Source organism: Streptococcus sp. HMSC074F05, assembly GCF_001808725.1.
In the GTDB taxonomy this organism is placed as follows: Bacteria; Bacillota; Bacilli; order Lactobacillales; family Streptococcaceae; genus Streptococcus; species Streptococcus parasanguinis_I.
The window spans coordinates 1,199,497-1,217,823 of record NZ_KV794411.1; the positions used below are offsets into that span (position 1 = coordinate 1,199,497).

Annotated in this window: 17 protein-coding genes; 1 reads left to right on the forward strand and 16 read right to left on the reverse strand. The window is 44.6% G+C overall.

The genetic code is table 11. From position 1 onward, the window contains the following. Nucleotides 1-5: 5 nt before the first annotated feature. Nucleotides 6-893: a sensor histidine kinase gene (locus HMPREF2685_RS09450; RefSeq protein WP_070466556.1), complete on the reverse strand. Its 888-nt coding sequence runs from the start codon at nucleotides 891-893 to the stop codon at nucleotides 6-8. Next, nucleotides 893-1,582 carry a response regulator transcription factor gene (locus tag HMPREF2685_RS09455; protein ID WP_070466558.1) on the reverse strand — a complete coding sequence of 230 codons (690 nt, stop codon included), beginning with the start codon at nucleotides 1,580-1,582 and terminating at the stop codon, nucleotides 893-895. The genes HMPREF2685_RS09450 and HMPREF2685_RS09455 overlap by 1 nt, the downstream gene beginning before the upstream one ends. 203 nt (nucleotides 1,583-1,785) lie before the next feature. On the opposite strand from HMPREF2685_RS09455, the gene HMPREF2685_RS09460 reads away from it, so the two are divergent. After that, nucleotides 1,786-2,319 (forward strand): hypothetical protein, encoded by a 534-nt coding sequence (locus HMPREF2685_RS09460; RefSeq protein WP_024055193.1) that lies wholly within the window; start codon nucleotides 1,786-1,788, stop codon nucleotides 2,317-2,319. 126 nt (nucleotides 2,320-2,445) lie between these two features. Here the strand turns inward: HMPREF2685_RS09460 and HMPREF2685_RS09465 are convergent, their stop codons facing one another. From HMPREF2685_RS09465 to HMPREF2685_RS09535, 14 genes are all read right to left on the reverse strand, one after another. Next, entirely contained in the window at nucleotides 2,446-3,885 is a 1,440-nt protein-coding gene (locus tag HMPREF2685_RS09465) for a 6-phospho-beta-glucosidase (protein WP_070466560.1), read from the reverse strand. A 188-nt stretch (nucleotides 3,886-4,073) separates the two neighbouring features. After that, nucleotides 4,074-4,421: a VOC family protein gene (locus tag HMPREF2685_RS09470; RefSeq protein WP_070466561.1), complete on the reverse strand. Its 348-nt coding sequence runs from the start codon at nucleotides 4,419-4,421 to the stop codon at nucleotides 4,074-4,076. A 108-nt stretch (nucleotides 4,422-4,529) separates the two neighbouring features. Next, nucleotides 4,530-6,305: a pyruvate oxidase gene (gene spxB, locus HMPREF2685_RS09475; protein WP_049522548.1), complete on the reverse strand. Its 1,776-nt coding sequence runs from the start codon at nucleotides 6,303-6,305 to the stop codon at nucleotides 4,530-4,532. A gap of 350 nt (nucleotides 6,306-6,655) precedes the next feature. Then, the gene (locus HMPREF2685_RS09480; RefSeq protein ID WP_049522549.1) at nucleotides 6,656-8,878 is read right to left on the reverse strand and encodes a heavy metal translocating P-type ATPase; all 2,223 of its coding nucleotides are present in this window, start codon (nucleotides 8,876-8,878) and stop codon (nucleotides 6,656-6,658) included. Between the two features lie 10 nt (nucleotides 8,879-8,888). Next, entirely contained in the window at nucleotides 8,889-9,260 is a 372-nt protein-coding gene (locus HMPREF2685_RS09485; RefSeq protein WP_024056338.1) for a cupredoxin domain-containing protein, read from the reverse strand. A gap of 18 nt (nucleotides 9,261-9,278) precedes the next feature. Further along, a complete protein-coding gene (locus HMPREF2685_RS09490) occupies nucleotides 9,279-9,674 on the reverse strand; it encodes a CopY/TcrY family copper transport repressor (protein WP_024056337.1) in 396 nt (131 codons plus the stop codon). A 419-nt stretch (nucleotides 9,675-10,093) separates the two neighbouring features. Continuing rightward, on the reverse strand, nucleotides 10,094-10,726 hold the full coding sequence (locus tag HMPREF2685_RS09495; protein WP_070466563.1) for an SGNH/GDSL hydrolase family protein: 633 nt from the start codon (nucleotides 10,724-10,726) through the stop codon (nucleotides 10,094-10,096). Then, nucleotides 10,727-11,575 carry a Cof-type HAD-IIB family hydrolase gene (locus HMPREF2685_RS09500; RefSeq protein ID WP_070466565.1) on the reverse strand — a complete coding sequence of 283 codons (849 nt, stop codon included), beginning with the start codon at nucleotides 11,573-11,575 and terminating at the stop codon, nucleotides 10,727-10,729. It abuts the gene before it with no gap. Between the two features lie 136 nt (nucleotides 11,576-11,711). Then, nucleotides 11,712-12,290 (reverse strand): HD domain-containing protein, encoded by a 579-nt coding sequence (locus HMPREF2685_RS09505; RefSeq protein WP_070466729.1) that lies wholly within the window; start codon nucleotides 12,288-12,290, stop codon nucleotides 11,712-11,714. A 182-nt stretch (nucleotides 12,291-12,472) separates the two neighbouring features. Beyond that, nucleotides 12,473-13,189 (reverse strand): DUF554 domain-containing protein, encoded by a 717-nt coding sequence (locus HMPREF2685_RS09510; RefSeq protein ID WP_070466567.1) that lies wholly within the window; start codon nucleotides 13,187-13,189, stop codon nucleotides 12,473-12,475. A gap of 33 nt (nucleotides 13,190-13,222) precedes the next feature. Further along, on the reverse strand, nucleotides 13,223-14,887 hold the full coding sequence (locus tag HMPREF2685_RS09515) for a MutS-related protein (RefSeq protein ID WP_070466569.1): 1,665 nt from the start codon (nucleotides 14,885-14,887) through the stop codon (nucleotides 13,223-13,225). Between the two features lie 3 nt (nucleotides 14,888-14,890). Continuing rightward, nucleotides 14,891-16,234, reverse strand: coding sequence for a CapA family protein (locus tag HMPREF2685_RS09520; protein ID WP_070466571.1), 1,344 nt, complete (start codon nucleotides 16,232-16,234; stop codon nucleotides 14,891-14,893). A 431-nt stretch (nucleotides 16,235-16,665) separates the two neighbouring features. Next, nucleotides 16,666-17,601, reverse strand: a complete 936-nt coding sequence (msrB, locus tag HMPREF2685_RS09530) for a peptide-methionine (R)-S-oxide reductase MsrB (protein ID WP_070466575.1) — start codon at nucleotides 17,599-17,601, stop codon at nucleotides 16,666-16,668. Between the two features lie 274 nt (nucleotides 17,602-17,875). Next, nucleotides 17,876-18,232, reverse strand: coding sequence for a helicase BlpT (locus HMPREF2685_RS09535; RefSeq protein WP_070466577.1), 357 nt, complete (start codon nucleotides 18,230-18,232; stop codon nucleotides 17,876-17,878). Nucleotides 18,233-18,327 lie beyond the last annotated feature (95 nt).

Genomic DNA, 18,327 nt, shown 5'->3' on the forward strand with positions numbered 1-18,327 from the left:
ACTGCTCAAGCCTTTTTTCTTAGTGTAATGGTTAAGATAAACCAGTCTGCCTCAGTAGCCAGTTGCAAGTCTCCCCCTAAGATCTCTACAAAATTTTGAATGATGTAGAGACCCAAGCCAGATGACTCTTCTGTATCCGATAGATTTTCTGAGTAGAATCGACTAGCCAGTTGGTCTAAGTGCTGAATCGGTTGTTGCACAATATTGCGCAGCTCAACCTGAATCGTGTCCGCGTCCGACATCAGGGTCAGACAGGCCTGCTCCTTCCCATGCTTGAGGACATTGCTGAGCATATTTTGCAAAAGGCGCTCCCAAAGCTCAGGATCGGTAGCATAATGAAGGTGCTCCTCTATCTCCACTTCTAAGGCAATCCCCGCCTCAGACAAGCTATCGTAATACTGGAACAACTGCTGGGTCAAGACTTGACTAAGATTGACGTCTGAAAGCCGAGGCTGGATGGCTCCCTCCATCAAGCGTCTGTACTCCAAGAGAGATTCCAATCGTTTTGAGACGACTTGAAGATTGGAAGCAATTTTCTTCAGCTTTTCCTCTTCTTGCGTCCCTCCTTTGATGATTTGTTGGGTATAGCCCGAAGCAATGGTCAAAGGTGTCCGGATATCGTGAGCAATATTACTGATGGCCATATCCAAGGTTTTCTTCTCTTGAAAGGCAATCCGATTGGTCCGCTCGATCTGATCAAAGAGATCACTGACCTGCTTGGTCAAGGCGACCAATTCTTTTTTTGAAACACGCGACGTTAACCGTACCCCACTCCCATTTTGGAGCTTCTGTTGAATCTGCTCCTGCAAATCTTTTAAGGCAGAAAGCAAGCGAACATAACCCAGTCCCAAGAGAAGGACAAGGACGACTAGAACTAGAACCAATCCCCACATTACTTGTCTCCTTTCAAGCGAACTCCCAAGCCCCAGACGGTTTCAATATAATCCTCATTAGGATCGAGCTGGGCAATTTTCTTTCGGAGGTTGCTCAACTGGGCATTGAGCGTATTGTCTCCAGGCAGATAGACTTCTTCCCAGACCGCTTCATACAACTCTTCTTTGGTAAAAATCTTCTTTGGATGCGCCAGTAAGGTCTCAAAAATTTGAAATTCTTTTTTGCCCAAGCGAAGCGTCTGTTCGCCAGACTCCAGTTCAAAGGTTTCTGGGTTCAGGACCAGATTTTTAAAGGTCAGCTTTTTCGATGATGGAGGTTCCTGTGCTACCGTCGGTTGATTTCTCAACTGCACCGTCACCCGAGCCGCCACTTCGTCCAGATTAAAGGGCTTGACAATATAATCATTGGCACCTGCAAGGAGATACTGGCTAATGAGGTGTTTGTCTCCAAGAGCCGTCATCATGATAACCGGTGTCTGACTGTGCAAACGGATCTCCTCAAGGACCTGGTCCCCATTTTTCCCTGGAAGCATGATATCCAGAAGGACCAAATCAACAGCTTCTTGCTGGAAGAGCCGCAGCCCTTCTGTACCTGAAAAAGCCTGAAGGACCTCATGGTCTTCACTTAAGAGACTGTATAAAATTTCTTGGATATCATTATTATCCTCGATTAATAAAATCCGTGTCACTTGCCTCGCTCCTTTTTTCTTTTCTTGCGAAATCAGTTCTATTCCCCTAGCCTATCAAATAAAGGGACCTTCGTCAATGAAAATCTGATAAAATTCTATTGTCCCCAGGTAGATCTGCATGTTAGGTCATCACAAGATGAACTTGACGATCCTTTCTTTCAAAGGGTATAATAGGACCAATGACACAATAGGGAGACTCATCTATGAAAAATAATGCTAAAACTAAAATCAGTCTTGTATCCATCCTTGTCATCCTGGGCGTTGCTGCAAGAATGATGCGAGTCATCCACCGCCAGCAAATCAGGGAGCAAAACAGACAAACCATTCAAACGACTAAAAAGGTTGCAGAGTTTCAGAAAACACTAGACGAGGAAGAAACGAAGAAACGGAACGAAACCTTCAACAAGATTTATAATGAATCCCTTGTTCGGAATAAGTTTGAGAATTGGCAAAAAGTCGATGAAGTCCATGGTTTGGGACAAAGAACTGGGCAATTTTATATCTATAACTTTGAAAAAAAGGAAGAAATCCTTTTAGAGAATACAGATCAAGCATTTGTTCTACCCATTCGAGACAAGAGCAATAACGTCACATTTGAGGCCATCTTTGCCCACAAGGACGGTCAGTGGCACATCATGAAGCCAGACGGAAGTTCACAGTTGCAACTAGGAGCAGCCAACATTTCCGCTGAATCTAAGTTTGTCATCGAGAACAATGTCTTAGATTACGACCAGTAAATTCGTAATGACTTGGCTTAACAACATACAAAAAGCTTAGGACCCCAACTTGTGGTTGGAATTCTAAGCTTTTTAGTTTGCTGCCAGAGAGTCATCCAGAAGATGGTTTAGCTCTAGGGAAGACTTTTATTTAACAGAAGCCCCATTGGTCTCAATGACTTCTTTGTACCAATAAAAGGATTTCTTACGTGAGCGGGCTAAAGTTCCTTTTCCTTCATTGTCCCGATCGACATAGATAAAGCCGTAGCGCTTCTTCATTTCTCCAGTCCCGGCAGAGACCAGGTCAATACAGCCCCAAGTCGTATATCCCCAGAGGACAACACCATCTTCGTTAATGGCATCTCGCATGGCCTTGACATGGGCAGCCAGGTAGTCAATCCGGTAGTCATCCTCAATCTCCCCGGCTTCATTTGGGGTATCAACGGCGCCTAGTCCATTTTCTACGATAAACAGAGGTTTTTGATAACGATCCCAGATGATGTTCAGCGTAATGCGGAGACCAAGAGGGTCAATCTGCCAACCCCATTCTGAGCTTTCTAGGTAGGGATTCTTCAGAGAGGCAAAGATATTGCCCGCTGTTTTCTCCCTTTCAGCTGGATCCCCAGAAGCGACCCGACTGGCATAGTAGGAGAAGGAAATAAAGTCCACCGTATGGTCTTTCAACAATTGCAGGTCCTGCTCCGTCATCTCGACCGTGATTCCCTGACGCTCCCACTCTTTCTTGGCATAGTTAGGGTATTCCCCACGCGCCTGCACATCGATGAAGAAATAGTTCTTGCGGTCTTCTTCTAGACCAGCCCAGACATCTCGTGGAGCACAGGTATGCGGATAGTTTGGCCCTGCTGCTAGCATACAGCCGACCTTATTGTTAGGATCAATCTCATGGGCTAGCTTGGTGGCAATGGCTGAAGCGACCAACTCATGGTGAGCCGCCTGGTATTTGATTTGCTCCTCATTCTCCCCTTCTTCAAAGCAGAGACCCGCTCCCATAAAAGGCGCATGGAGGATCATATTGATCTCATTAAAGGTTAGCCAGTATTTGACCAAGCCCTTGTAGCGAGTGAAGAGGGTCCGGCAGAGACGTTCATAACATTCCAACATCTTGCGACTACGCCAACCTCCATACTCAGTAATCAAATGCATGGGACAGTCAAAGTGGGTAATGGTCACCAAGGGTTCAATGCCATACTTATGGCACTCCTTAAAGAGGTCTTCATAGAACTGTAGACCTGCTTCATTCGGCTCTAGTTCATCTCCTTTAGGAAAGATCCGAGACCAGGCAATGGACAAACGATAGGTTTTAAAGCCCATTTCCCCAAAGAGCGCAATGTCTTCCTTGTAGCGATGGTACATATCAATGCCATCCTTAGCCGGATAAAAATAGCCCTCTTCAAAATCGAACATCTTTTTCTGACCTGTAATAATGGCGTGCCGATCAGGCCCAATCGGCACCACATCCACATTGGCCAAGCCACGGCCGTCTTCATTATAAGCTCCCTCACACTGGTTAGCAGCCGTCGCACCACCCCAAAGGAAACCATCTGGAAATTGAAGTTTGTCGGTCATCTCTCTACCTCACTTGATTTGATAGTTCTATTATACCTTTCTCTTTCCAAAAAATCCTACAAGATCCTATGAAAAACTGATACTATTCTAAGGTAACTCCGACACTTGGGAACATAAAAAGACCGGATGGCTCCGATCTTTTTAAGTTCCACTCCAAGAACGTTTAAATTTTTTGATAATAGAATTACCTATTTCATACGATAAAAATCAAGCACTAAACCAGCTGGGCCTTCAACTAGCAGGCTTTCGGTTCCCCAATCGGTTACAACTGGACCGTTTAAAACTTGGATACCAAGCTCTTTCAACCGTTTGTAGTTCTGGTCTACATCCTCAACCTCGATATGAAGAATGATTCCTGACTGAAAGTTTTCCAAAGGAACCAAATGATTTTGAGACAACATGAGACAGTGACTGCCAATCGTGAACTGAGCAAAACTGTCGTCAACATAATCGGCTTTTTTATCCAAAATATGCTCCAAGTCAGCACAGACCTGGGGAATATTTGAAACGATGATATCTAACTGATTTAAATTCATTTACTATCCTCCATAAAAAGACCGGATTGCTCCGATCTTTTAAGTTTCTCTCTACAAAATCAAAGAATATAATCTACAATATTTACATTTGATTTTCGACGAGCAGGATTATTTGATTGCGCGTGATTGCAACCCTTCTTCTTCCAAGAAGAGACGGAATGGTACGAGTTCTTCTGCTTCGTATTTTTCCTTGAAGGCTTTGATGGCTTCTTCTGAGTGTTGTTTTGGATCCAACTCAAGAACTTCTACTGGAAGTGGACGGTGTTGCGTGATGCGAGCATCGATGACAACTGTCTTACCTTCTTTGTTCAATTTAACAGCTTCAGCAACGACTGCGTCGATGTCTTCGATACGGTTTACAGTGAATCCTACAGCACCTTGAGCTTCAGCGATTTTCGCATAGTCAGCATTAGGGAAGTCACAACCAAACAAGTGTTTGTTTGTGTCTTCGTATTTGTCCTTGATGAAGGCATATTTACCATTTGAGAAGACAACGTTGATAACTGGAAGATCGTATTGAACGTTTGTGATAACGTCTGGGTAGCACATGTTGAATGCACCGTCACCCATGATGTTCCATACTTGGCGATCTGGATTGTCTTTCTTAGCAGCAATACCACCAGGAAGGGCGATCCCCATTGTCGCAAATAGTGGAGATGTACGCCACATGTTCTTAGGTGTCATGTGAAGGTGACGAGTAGATGTTTGAGTAGTGTCACCGACGTCGATTGAGTAGATAGCATCTTCGTCAGCGTATTTGTTAATAGCATTGTAAACTTGATACAATTGCAATTCACCCTCAGTTTTACCTTCGAGTTTGTTCATGTAATCACGCCAGTTTTGGTTGTTCTTCACGTTTGCACGCCACCACGGAGTAGACTCAACTGGGTTTACTTTATCAAGGATAGCTTTCGCTGCTTGACCTGCATCACCAAGGATTGAAGCGTCAAGGGCGTGACGTTTACCAAGTTTGTAAGGGTCGATATCCACTTGGATGAATTTTTCAGTGTTCTTGAAGGCTTCGTAAACTTCAGCAAATGGGAAGTTTGAACCAAGGAAAAGAACTGTGTCTGCTTCAAAGACCACTTCGTTAGCTGGTTTCCAACCAACACGGTAAGCAGAACCTGTCAAACCTTCGTAGTTCCATTCGAACGCTTCGAAGTTTTTACCAGTTGTGATGATCGGTGCTTTGATTTTACGTGACAATTCAGTGATGACTTCACCAGCTTTCACACCACCGTAACCAGCGTAGATAACTGGACGTTCAGCATTGTTCAAAATTTCAACAGCTTTGTCGATTTCAACTTCGTTCAAAGCAGGAGCGATGAATGAACGCTCGTATGAACCTGAACCGTAGTATGAGTTTTCGTCGATTTCTTGGAAACCAAAGTTTACTGGAATTTCAACGACAGCTGGACCTTTTTTAGAAACGGCAGCACGGCAAGCTTCGTCAATCACTTTTGGCAATTGCTCTGCGTAAGCTACACGTTTGTTGTAAACAGCGATACCATTGTACATTGGGTTTTGGTTCAATTCTTGGAAGGCATCCATGTTCAATTCGTTAACTGGACGTGATCCAAGGATAGCAAGGAATGGAGTGTTATCCATAGCTGCATCGTAAACACCGTTGATCAAGTGAGTTGCACCAGGTCCACCTGAACCAACTGCAACACCGATAGATCCGCCAAATTTAGCCTGCATAACCGCTGCAAGAGCACCTGTTTCTTCGTGGCGAACTTGCAAGAAACGGATATCTTTGTCTTCAGCCAAAGCGTCCATAAGTGAGCTGAGTGTTCCTGATGGGATACCGTAGATGGTATCTACGCCCCATGTTTTCAATACGTTGAGCATTGCTGCAGATGCAGTAATTTTCCCTTGAGTCATTCTAACTCTCCTTTAAATCTATTTTGATCCTTTAAAAATGTAGCATAGCGCTTCTACTTCATCTTTGCGATCAGGTTTCGTTTTGAAAATGAGTTTTTTCTGACATTTCTCATGAAAACGATTTACAAAACGATTACAGTATTAATTTATCACAAAGAGAGTCACATGTATAAGAATCTGCTCAGAGATGCTCAATCCCTATTACATAACAGATGCTGATTTTGAGAAAATTTCACAAACTATCCTACAATAGGGTATTTTACTATAATTTCATACCTAGCCCTTTCCTTGTCGTTCTAGGAAAAAGAGAAAAAGAGTGATACAGAATTCTGTATCACTTCTTATTTTCGTTAATCAATCTTTGCGACATTGAGGAGCAGAGAGCTAGTTAAAACAGACAAAGAACTAAGGGCCATGGCAAGACCTGCTAGTTCTGGATTGAGGGTCAATCCCAGTCCTACAAAGACTCCAGCTGCAATTGGAATCCCAAGGATATTGTAGATAGAGGCCCAGAAGAGATTGAGTAAAATCCGACGGAAGGTCTTTTGACTCATGTCAAAGGCGCGCACAACGCCAAGCAAATCATTTTGCGTGAGCACGATGCCACCGGACTCGATCGCAATATCCGTTCCAGATCCCATAGCGATCCCCACATCCGCGATCGAGAGAGCTGGAGCATCATTGATCCCATCTCCAACAAAGGCTACCTTACTACTTTCTTGCAGTTTTTGGATGGCGCTAGCTTTTTCTTGAGGAAGGACATCAGCAATGACGGTGTCAATTCCCACTTGCTTAGCAATAGCTTGGGCCACCCGTTCATTATCCCCTGTTAACATGACCGTTTTCAAGCCCCGTTCTTTGAGCTTTTTGATCGCTTCTTTTGAGCTAGCCTTCGGAGCATCTTGAATGGCAATCAAGCCAATCACTTGCCCATCCACAGACAAACTGATCACTGTTTTGGCCTGCTCTTGCAAGTCTACCATCCGTTTTTCAAGCTCCGGATCCATCGCTGTCCCGTCATGAAGTTTGCCATTTCCCAAGGTCACCAACTGCTGGTCGATCTGACCTTGGACCCCTTTTCCTTCAATCGCTTGGAAGTTTTCCACAGGGGATAACACCAAACCTTTTTCTTCTGCTCGTGATAAGACCGCTTGCGCAAGGGGATGTTCTGAAAAAGTTTCAAGGCTAGCTGCCAGTGTCAAGACACGCGCTTCATCTCCTACCACATCGGTTACAAGGGGTTGGCCAATGGTGATGGTCCCTGTCTTATCAAACACAACAGTTTGAATTTTTTGAACTTCTTGAAGGACGGTTCCGTTTTTGATCAAAACCCCCATCTTAGCACTGCGACCAGTTCCGACCATAAGGGCAGTCGGCGTCGCCAAACCAAGGGCACACGGACAGGCAATAATGAGGACAGAGACTGCATAGAGCATGGCCTCTTGAAGCGACGCGCCCAGAAGCACGGACCAAACCCAGAAAGTCGCAATGGCCAAAATCGTCACCACTGGAACAAAGATACCTGAAATCTTATCCGTCAAATCTTGAATAGGAGCACGACTGGATTGGGCCATTTTGACAAAGTCCACAATTTGAGATAAGAGGGTCTCACTACCGACTTTTTCAGCCTTAAAGAGAATGGTCCCATTGCTGTTGATAGTGGAGCCGATAACTGCATCACCAACTGATTTTTCCACAGGCAAGCTTTCACCTGTCACCATCGACTCATCAATGGTCGTACTTCCTTCTACAATCGTCCCATCAACCGCAATCTTTTCCCCAGGACGGACCCGAATCAAGTCATCAATTTGGATATCTTCTGCCGCCACCTCGACATAGTTCCCATCACGGAGAACTTGAGCCGTTTTTGCCTGCAAATCCAACAACTTTTCCACAGCCTCGGAGGCATTGTTACGCATCCGTTCCTCAAAGACTTGTCCTAAGAGGATAAAGAAGATGATAAAACCCGCAGCCTCAAAGTATACTGGCTGACCAGTAAAAAGGGCAAATACACTATAGACATAGGCTACCAGGGTTCCAAGAGCTACCAAGGTATCCATATTGGAATGGTGCTTCTTAAATGAGGCCCAGGCACTCTTGATAAAAGGAACTCCTGCTACCAACATGATCGGTGTTGTCGCTAGAAAAGTCCCCCAGTGACTGACTGAATGGGATACAAATCCTGCCATCATCCCGATCATCAAGATCAATAAAGGAAGAGTAAAGATACTAGTAATCCAAAAGCGACCCAGTAAACCTAAGACACGACGGCGTTTTTCCACAACCGTGTAGGAACCCTTTTGCATCTTCATTCCACATGAAAACTCGAAGTCCCCTGTTTCTGTCGGGGTAAAGGATATCACCTTATCCACACCGACTTCCAAAGGCTCTAAAATCCCCTGATCTTCAAACAAAATTTCCTTGTAACAGCCGGAAGGATTGACCCGATGGAAGGTGATTTCAGCAGGGATCCCTTTTTGAAGTTGAAATTCTTTGGGACTATAGCCCTTTTCTGCTGTAATACGGATCTTTTGCACTCCGTTTTCCACAACTGCTTTTTGTTTTTCTACCATACCTACTCCTTTATTCCACAATCATTTGACCATGCATCATGTTCATTCCACATGAATACCCATATTCGCCCGCTTTTTCTGGCGTAATTTCAATGACATGTTTTTCACCTAAAGGCAAATCTTCATGAACGCCAAAATCTGGAAAGATCACTTGAGCCAGACATGAAGATGGATCCTTGCGATTAAAGATGATCCGGGCTGGAACATTTTTTTTCAGGACAATGGTTTCAGGCGAATAGCCCCCCATGACTTCGACTTCAATTTCTTGATAACCTGATTTCTGACGAGCGTGGCCGCTTACCTTTTCATGCTCTGCAAAGAACCACCAAGCAATAAAAGCAACCAAAAGTAAACAAACAATACTAATTAACAATCCAAACATGGAATTTCCTTCTTTCTATTACATACAATTGCAGCGGACTGTTGCGACAGCCTCTGCTTTCTTTTCTTCGAGGACCTGCTGCAGCTGATTAAGATCTGCAAGCGTAAAGTCACTCTCCTGAATCAAGTTTTCAAGCACCTGGACAATTCTTTTTGAGCAAACCTTGTCTTTCACCTCCTCAACCACCAAGTCTAAACTCTGGTCCTGCTTCAACAAAGCCGAGTAGACAAAGGCTTTGCCAGATTTTTCTCTGGTCAGACAGCCCTTTTCAACCAAGCGCGTCAAGAGGGTCTTGATGGTCGACTTGGACCAGTCAAAGCGCTCGGACAAGACGGCGATCAAATCCCTGCTGGTCTGCTTGCCTTCCATCCAGATAATTTTCATGATGCGCCATTCCGCATTGGAAATTTGCATGGCTTCTCCTTTCTAAATCTACATTTGTAAATCTTATGATGCTATTCTACTCCTAAGATTTACATTTGTCAACCAAAAAGACAAAAAAATTTCCTCTTGGAAATAGAGGAAGGTAGACAATCTGTTTTTACAAAAAATCATCTAAAGAAATCTAAAAAGAAATAGAATTGATTTCAATTATAAGAACCATTCAAATATTTCCTGAAACTTTCCGCCGTGAGAAAAGTGCTAGAAACACTATTGTTTCTAGCACTCGGGAGTTTTGGAACCTTAGGTCCAAAACTAAGTCATGGAACTTCAAAGAAGTTCGCTGACGTCCGTACTCACCTAAGGAAAGTTTTTAAGAAGACTTTATCTTCAATCTGAAATTTTTCTTTGAAGATTTGTCTAGTTGGGCTTTTTCGCTCCCTATTTTGTCTCTATAATGTCTCCTGCAGAGCTTGGGCTAGAACTCGGTAACCAGCCACACTTAAATGGAGACCATCTGTCGTATAGGCTTCTGCTAACTGCCTCTTTTCATCCAATAAAGACGAATACACATCAATATAGCTGACCTGGTGGTAGGCTTGGGCCAATTCGCGATAGGCCTGGTTAAGGGATTGAATTTTTTTATTGGTCCGCACATAGACCTTTTGCTTGTAGCGCTCTTCTTGACTCACCGGTAGAACCGAGATCAGGTTGATGTGGGTCAGCGGAAAATCTCTCATAATTGCTTGTAAGACCGTTTCTACGTTGTCCAAGGTTTCCTTTTGAGGAATTTCTTTTCCGATATCATTGGTCCCGATCAAGAGAAAGATCTGATCCACCGCCGTCCCAAAGACATGGGCGTCTAGATGCTTACGAAGGAGATCCGTCTTATAGCCTCGTACTCCTCGATTGACCATGTGTTTGGGACTTTGTAATAGTTCATGAATAGGGAAATACTCTACGATGGAGTCTCCGATAAAGATCAAACCAGGCTCCTTCAGAGGGGCTTGATTGAGCTCCCGATAGGTTGTTAAAATTTTCTCCTGCTCCTTTAAGAGCCAGTCTTCTAACAGTTGTACCGCCATCTACTTCTGTCCTTTCACTTGTTCCCAGGGGGTCAGTCCTAGGTACTCTTCGATCACCTGGTAGACACCGCCTTCTTGATGGCTCGGTGCTAGGTGTTTGGCAACAGCCTTGACAGCTCTTTCTGCATTGGCCACCGCATAGGAGTGACCAGCCATTTCAAGCATTTCGATGTCGTTTCCACTATCCCCAAAGGCCATGACCTGACTAGCATCAAGCTGCCATTTCTCCATTAATTGAGCCAGTCCCCAAGCCTTGTGAATGCCTGCTTGTAAGAGATCCATGCTCCCGAAACCGCTCGAAACCGCCATGAGCTGATCTCCAAAAGCCTGTTGGACTTCCTGACTCACTTGATCAAGACGATCCAATCCAACCACCAAGCTCATTTTAAGCACCTGATCAAATAGATCTGATGTCAATTCCGGAACAAACTTCATCCGCTTGTACAAGGCTTCAATCACTTCTGGCTGCATGAATTTCTCAACTTCTGTAAAGACCGTGCCTTCCTTGGCAAAGCCACCATTGACAGCTGACACAACCAGCTGGTCTGAAATTTCCCGCCCCTTAAAATAAGCAAGAACCGCCTCTACTAGCTCTCGATCCCAGAATTTTCCCAGAATCATCTGGTCATCCTCAAAAATCCGAGCTCCATTGGCGACGACCAGAGTCACCCGCTTGACCAAGGGATCCAAGAGCTGGCGCATGCGATGGATTTCATTTCCCGTCGCAATGACAAAGCGAATCCCTTTTTGATCCAAGTGGTCCAACAGCCTTTCCAGACGCGGAAGGTCCACCTCTCCTCGTTCATCTAATAAGGTTCCATCCATATCTGTTGCAATCAACTTAATCATACAATCTAACCTTTTCCCTTTCATAGGGTGCAAACTATCTGTTCCCATTATACCACAGATCAAGCAAGTCAAAACCACCCGTGAAAACAGGTGGTTTACTTTTAGTTTGAAAGTTGCTACTAAAGACCAAGTGATATCATAAATATAATCCCTTTTCTACACTTTCCTGAACCAACTCTTCCGTCAGTTTCCATAATGCTTTGGACTCACTTTTTATAAATTTTTTCTTTTCTAATACCATCTCTGAACGGATATGATCAGGATTATAATTGACTTCTGACACTTCCAAGTGATTAATCAGTGGTACCAATGCGTCAATCACTCTTGCATATCTTGCCTCAGGACTCTGCCCTTTTTCAAACTCCAACCACGAATTTTTCATATTCACATATGTTGCTTCTGGAAGGAGGCTCATTGTTTTTTCTATAGATGCTAACTCTCTATCATGAGAATGAAGCTTTTTTTCATCATCAAACACCCAAGTATCTCCAGCATAAACCTCACCTAAATCATGAATCAATAACAGAAACATGACCTTTTCCATATTCAATTTTTCGGGATAATAATCTTGCAGAACCATCGCAGCTATCGCACCCTGCCAAGAATGCTCGGCACTATTTTCAGACCGTCCATCAAGGGTTCTATTAAACCTTGTTACCGACTTTAATTTCTCGATTTCTTTAATAAATTCAACTGTTTGATTCAAATCACTCATGGCGACTCCAACCTCCCTATTCGAAATTACGACTATCATACCAAAAATCAGGTTTTCCATAAATGAATTCCCGTATTTGCACAAATAAAACTCCCTCCTTTTCGGAGCACCTCCATTTTTCTAACAAGACTACAAGGGCAATTAAAAAAGCTAACCGATCCTTACCGGTTAGCTTCTCTTTTTTACCCAACAAAAGCCCAAATAATGGCAATCAGCACTGCCGGAAGGAGATTGGCGACCTTGATTCGTTTGCCCCAGATGAGGTTGATCCCAACACAGAGAATGAGGCTGGAGCCGACCAGTGAGAGATTCGACAGCGCTTGTGGGGTCATGATCGGTGCGATCAAATGAGCCAAAAGTGTGATCAAGCCCTGAAGGATCACGAGTGGTACCACCGCAAAGATCGCGCCCTTTCCTTTTGAAACGGTCAAGACCAGAACAATAACCATATCGAGAATAGCCTTGGCCAACAAGGTCGAGGTATCGCCTGTCAGGCCATCCTGGACAGCTCCGACCACCGCCATAGCCCCAATACAAATGGTCAAGGCCGTGGTCATAAAGGCATCAACAAAGCTGGTATCGCCTTGGTTGCCCGTCTTTTCCTTCAGCCAGATCCCGAGGTGCTCCAAGCCCTCCTCGATCTTCAAGAGTTCCCCGATAACGGTCCCGATCACTAGACTCAGTATCAACATCATACTGCCGTGACTTTCCACATGACTTCCATGCACCACCAGCATCTTTTCCAAGGTCCCTGCGATGCCTAAGACAAAAACAGCAACACCCGTCACTTTCAGAAGGGTCTCATGAAAATCTTCTGACAAACGTTGACCGATGAGCAATCCTAAAAGCCCACCAAATACGACCCCTAAGGCATTATAAAGGGTCCCTAAACCGATCATTTACAAACTCCTTCATTCATTTTTCATTCTTTTTCATTCTTTTTCAATTTCTTTCAAAGACCAGTGTCCCGTCTCTTCATACTGGTCAATCAAGTCCTTGGCTGTTTGCGTAATCTCCTCTGGATAATGCAGACTTTCTAGGGTATTGACCGCATTCTTGGTCACGGCTGACCCTGGCTTGATCTGGTAGTCAAAGACGATCTTGCCATCCACATAGCGACTGTCAAAATGGTAATTATCATTGACCTCACCAGAGGCTGCGACCAGCTCAATATCATGACTGGAGATCATGTAGAGGCAGTTTTGGGCAGCTAACCAGCGGACAATCCCAAGGCCTGATCCGATCCGCTCGATGGTATTGGTCCCCTTAAAGAGCTCGTCAATAAAGAAGTAGTGAAAGCCAGGCTTTTTCAGATGCTGAATCATACGCAAAATAGCTTTGCTCTCAGTGATGAAGTAACTATCTCCAACTTCAATATCATCGCTCACATCCATAGCCGTTAGAACATGACCGTAAGGAAGGGCCAATCTTTCTCCATAGGCAAAGCCTAATCCTTGAGCCAGAATGGCATTGATGGCGACAGTTTTCAGGTAGGTTGATTTCCCGGAAGCATTGTCCCCACTGATGACCATATTTTTTTGAAAATGCACATCATTGGCAATCGGATTGGATAGCAAGGGATGATAGAGCGTCTCGCCCTCAATGCCACCCGTTTCCGTAAAGACTGGCTGGCAGACCACTTCTAGATCTCGCTTGTGGCGCAAGAGGCTAATGGCGACTTCCATCTCCCCTAGCAGATCCAGAAGCTTCTGGGCCTCTTTTTGATGAGCCTTCACCTGATTGTAAATATAAACCTGAGCGATCTGCGGGAGTAAAAAGAGGACGTTGAGGTAGAGGAGAATAATTTCCATCTCAGAGGTCCCCGTTGGACTCTGTAAGACACTGGCAAGGATCCGCGTTTTCTTAAAGGGTTTGACTGCTTGCTTTAGTTCTTCTTGTTGTGGCAAGGCTAGATGGCTCAAGCGTTCTGCTGAAGCAAAGATGCGAACTAAATAGCTAACATTGTCCAGACGGATTTTATTGGACCAATTGCGCAAACTCGAAAAGACAATATTAAAGACCACACTGATCACCAAGAGGGTAATGGCCCCAACTGGCTCAAAGGGGATGGCAAAGAGACAGACAATGGGAAGACAGGCCAAGGCTAGATAGAGGGGCAAACCTGCATAATGCTTGCCGGGATTTGCGACAATGCTGCGCGCCATGTTGTGGTTCTTCTTGCCCAGTTGGTTGAAAATGACCTGGACATTGAGGCGCAAATCAGGATGCTCTTCAAAGAAGGCTTCTAAGTCATGAAGCTGGTCCTGAGGCTGGAATTCCAGCAGGCGCATTTTTTGATAGAGAGCCTCTGCTCCAAGGCTCGATTGGGTATAGTTGAGCTGATCAAAGACCGCATCCAAAGCCAAATCATGCCAGGTCTGATCATCCACTTGGCTATCGATCGTCCTTCCCTTAGCCGGATAAGCCAGACTGTCTATTAAACTTTCTTCTGTATCTTTCTTGCGAAAGAAAGGCGCTCCATCCCAAGCCTTCTTCAGCTTTTGCTTGAAGCGGATGGCCGTAAGAAATTTGGTTGCCCAAATCACCACGATCAATCCTAGGATCCCAAGCGGGATCCAATTCACATTTCCTTCCATGCTCTATTCCTTTCCACTCTGAGGCCAGTCCAAGTGGACATGTTCCTTCATTTCTCGGTAGGCCGTGTCCACTCTCTCCTTGGTTTCCTCATCCAGCTTGTCGCGGTATTTGCCACCCTGGATAAAATCTTCCAAGATATAGGTCTGGTACTTGTACAAGTCATAGCCTTCAGGAGAATAGGTTCCCTTCGGAGTCCGACTGACCCAGGTTGGATGAGCAGTAGCTGTCTTGATCTTTGTCTTGCGGCCGACCTTTTCGATGGTCACATCCATCAAGACTCCTCGCTCTGTCCATTGGGCAGTCTCCACATCTCCCATAGTTTCCAGACGCTGATTGGACAGGAAATTCCCCATCGAGTAGATGATGAGCTTGTTTTGACCATCTTTATTGACCACTTCAGCAGGCTCTACAACATGGGGATGCCCGCCAAAGACGATATCAGCTCCCCAAGAAACCATCTTATGGTAGAGCTCTTTTTGCTCTTCTGTCGGCTCCAGCTGGTACTCGATTCCCATTTGGGGCATGACAATGGTGATATCGGCCTCTTGCTCTGCCTTTTGAATCTCCGCCTTCATCCGCTCTTCATCCAGATCAGACAAGACATCTGCTTGCTCCTCTGGAGTAAGGGTCGTTTCCATTCCATTAAACCCATAAGCGTAGGCTAGAATAGCAATCTTGATGCCATTCACTTCCTTGATCACCAAGGGGGCCTGGCCTCTCTTTTCATGCGTGTAGACACCGACAGGGGTGATGCCTACATCTTCAAAGGCTTTGGCTGTCGAATAGACCCCTTCTAGACCTGAATCTAGGATGTGGTTGTGTCCCAAATCCATGACATCATAACCAGCATCCTTGATGGCTGGTACGACTTCGCTCGGCGCATTAAAGAGGGGATAACCTGACAAATAGTAATTGGGGTTAATGGTTCCCTCAAAATCGCCCAAGGCCAGATCCGCCTTTTGTAGCCAGGGTTTGACATACTCATAATTTTCATGAAAATCATAGGTCCCATCTTCTTTTTGCGCGCTCATATAGACCAAATCATGATAGAGCTGATCTCCATTGGCCATGATCCGCGCTGTATGAGGAATCTGATCAGCCGGTGTTTTTGCCTTGTACACAACCTCTGGCCGTTCGGTTGCGGTAATCGGAAAGCCTTGGAACTTTTGCACCCACAAGATGGCATTGGCCACGATAAAAACGACGGACAAGAGCACATAGACAAACTGTTCATTGGTCAGTCGAATCTTTGAAAAAAGACGATCAAAAGCCCAATCAAAGGCCGCCGATAGCTCTTTTCCCATCGTTTTGATGGTTCCTTTCACACTCTCCCACTTCTCTAACATTCCTACCTCTTCTTCGTACCTAGTTTCTCCAATGATCCGCCAACAAATTGAGCTGTCATTGAAATACTTTCTCTTCATTGTATCACAATTTTTAAGAAGAGAAAAAAGAGAGCAGGACAGAAGCGCTATTGTTTAGAAACGCTTCTTTGTCCTGCTCCTGCACAGTTGATGGATTCATGTAAATGATCGATCATCACTTCTTATTGTTTGATTTGGACAAGCTGATTGCAACCATGACAAGACTTAGGAAAAAGGCCGAAAACAACCCTTTTGTCGTCCGATTCATAAAAGGTTGATGGAATACAAAATGATTATAGGCAGTAAATCCTAACCCAATCAGAGTCACCATAGCCGAAAGCGCAAAAATTGTTAGCCACAAATTTCTTTTTTTCATCATTAACTCCGTTTTTCGATCTACTAGAAAGACCCTCTTATTTCAAAGCCTTTAACAAATACCCATAACCTTCTTGCTCCATTTCCTCTTTTGGAATAAAGCGCAGAGAGGCCGAATTGATACAATAGCGTAGGCCACCTTGGTCTTTTGGTCCATCGGTAAAGACATGTCCGAGATGGGCATTGCCAGATCGGGAACGAACTTCGATCCGCTCCATCCCGTGGCTATGGTCCTGGTAATAGTGGACAACATCTTTGGCAATGGGACGGGAGAAACTTGGCCATCCACAACCAGACACAAACTTATCCTTGGCAAAAAAGAGTGGCTCCCCAGTCGTAATATCCACATAGATCCCCTCTTCAAAGGTCTGATCATAGGCATTGTGGAAAGGACGTTCCGTCGCACTTTCTTGGGTGACTTGATACTGCTCTGCTGTCAATTTTGCCTTTAAGGTTTCTTGATCTGGCTTCTGATAGGCTGCCGGATCAATCAAGGGCTGCTCAGCATCCGTCACATCAATATGGCAATAACCTCCAGGATTCTTCTTGAGGTAGTCTTGGTGGTAGTCCTCAGCTAGGATGTAGTGGCGCAAAGGTTCCAACTCAACCGCTATTTTACTGCCCAGTTGCTTCTCTTCTTCCGCAAACACTTGGGCGATCACTTCACGATCTGCCTCGTCTGTATAATAGACACCGGTTCGATATTGGCGTCCGCGATCATTTCCCTGTTTGTTAATGGACAAGGGATCGATCACCCGGAAATAGTAGAGCAGAATCGCCCGTAGGGTGATTTTATCTGGATCGTAGATGACTTCTACAGTCTCTGCGTGATCCGTTTCCTTGATCAGTTGGTAGTTGGTCGTTTCTACCTGGCCATTGGCATAGCCCACCGTCGTCTGTTCTACACCAGGGATACGTGAAAAATATTCCTCTAAGCCCCAAAAACAGCCACCTGCTAAATAAATCTCTGCCATCTTTTTTCCTCGCTTCCTGCATTCCCCACAAGGAACGCTTCTTACTATTAGCTCCATCATAATCCAAGAGCCTCAGATTTTCAAGGATTCTGCATCAAAAATCCCTTCTACTATATGTAAAAGGGATTCAATCCTTCTTATTTTTCAAATAAGAAAAAGAGCGAGTAATAGAAGTTCCAAAACGATAGGGTTAACTGATGTAGAAAATCATGAAGAACTACCATGACCAACACCTCCTCTGAATATCTGTGGACAAACACAAAGCTAGATTCAACTACAAAACCACAGTCGGTCCATAAACCTGTAACTGAGGCTTCACTACCTCATAATGCCAGTGATCATAAGCTCGCCAAGCTTGAAAGGCTTCTTCGTTCAATGCTAGCCCACCCAGACCAATCAATAGACTGGCGGTCTGGTAAAACTTTTCCAACTCAATCAACAGACGATTGTCTACCCGCCTAGCCTTTCGTAAGCCTTTCAATATCTGATCTAGATTTTCTCGAAATCGAAGGGCATCTAAACTGGGGGTGAATCCCTTAGAAAAGGCTGTTTGAAGAAGGGTGATCGTCGTTCTTGCCTCTTGAATCACATCCCTTTCTTCCATAGAAATCACCTTCCTTTTCACCTCCATTGTACACCTTTTTCTCTCTATAAAAATGGAAAATTCCTAAAACTAGGAACAGAATGAGGTTGGGTCAAAAGTCCTAGCCTCTCAATTATTTTTGG

Bases quoted from the DNA above. Each gene is read 5' to 3' on its own strand.
- HMPREF2685_RS09450 (WP_070466556.1), bottom strand. From the start codon at position 893: ATGTGGGGATTGGTTCTAGTTCTAGTCGTCCTTGTCCTTCTCTTGGGA.
- HMPREF2685_RS09460 (WP_024055193.1), top strand. From the start codon at position 1,786: ATGAAAAATAATGCTAAAACTAAAATCAGTCTTGTATCCATCCTTGTC.
- HMPREF2685_RS09465 (WP_070466560.1), bottom strand. From the start codon at position 3,885: ATGACCGACAAACTTCAATTTCCAGATGGTTTCCTTTGGGGTGGTGCG.
- HMPREF2685_RS09470 (WP_070466561.1), bottom strand. From the start codon at position 4,421: ATGAATTTAAATCAGTTAGATATCATCGTTTCAAATATTCCCCAGGTC.
- spxB (WP_049522548.1), bottom strand. From the start codon at position 6,305: ATGACTCAAGGGAAAATTACTGCATCTGCAGCAATGCTCAACGTATTG.
- HMPREF2685_RS09480 (WP_049522549.1), bottom strand. From the start codon at position 8,878: ATGGTAGAAAAACAAAAAGCAGTTGTGGAAAACGGAGTGCAAAAGATC.
- HMPREF2685_RS09485 (WP_024056338.1), bottom strand. From the start codon at position 9,260: ATGTTTGGATTGTTAATTAGTATTGTTTGTTTACTTTTGGTTGCTTTT.
- HMPREF2685_RS09490 (WP_024056337.1), bottom strand. From the start codon at position 9,674: ATGCAAATTTCCAATGCGGAATGGCGCATCATGAAAATTATCTGGATG.
- HMPREF2685_RS09495 (WP_070466563.1), bottom strand. From the start codon at position 10,726: ATGGCGGTACAACTGTTAGAAGACTGGCTCTTAAAGGAGCAGGAGAAA.
- HMPREF2685_RS09500 (WP_070466565.1), bottom strand. From the start codon at position 11,575: ATGATTAAGTTGATTGCAACAGATATGGATGGAACCTTATTAGATGAA.
- HMPREF2685_RS09505 (WP_070466729.1), bottom strand. From the start codon at position 12,290: ATGAGTGATTTGAATCAAACAGTTGAATTTATTAAAGAAATCGAGAAA.
- HMPREF2685_RS09510 (WP_070466567.1), bottom strand. From the start codon at position 13,189: ATGATCGGTTTAGGGACCCTTTATAATGCCTTAGGGGTCGTATTTGGT.
- HMPREF2685_RS09515 (WP_070466569.1), bottom strand. From the start codon at position 14,887: ATGGAAGGAAATGTGAATTGGATCCCGCTTGGGATCCTAGGATTGATC.
- HMPREF2685_RS09520 (WP_070466571.1), bottom strand. From the start codon at position 16,234: ATGTTAGAGAAGTGGGAGAGTGTGAAAGGAACCATCAAAACGATGGGA.
- msrB (WP_070466575.1), bottom strand. From the start codon at position 17,601: ATGGCAGAGATTTATTTAGCAGGTGGCTGTTTTTGGGGCTTAGAGGAA.
- HMPREF2685_RS09535 (WP_070466577.1), bottom strand. From the start codon at position 18,232: ATGGAGGTGAAAAGGAAGGTGATTTCTATGGAAGAAAGGGATGTGATT.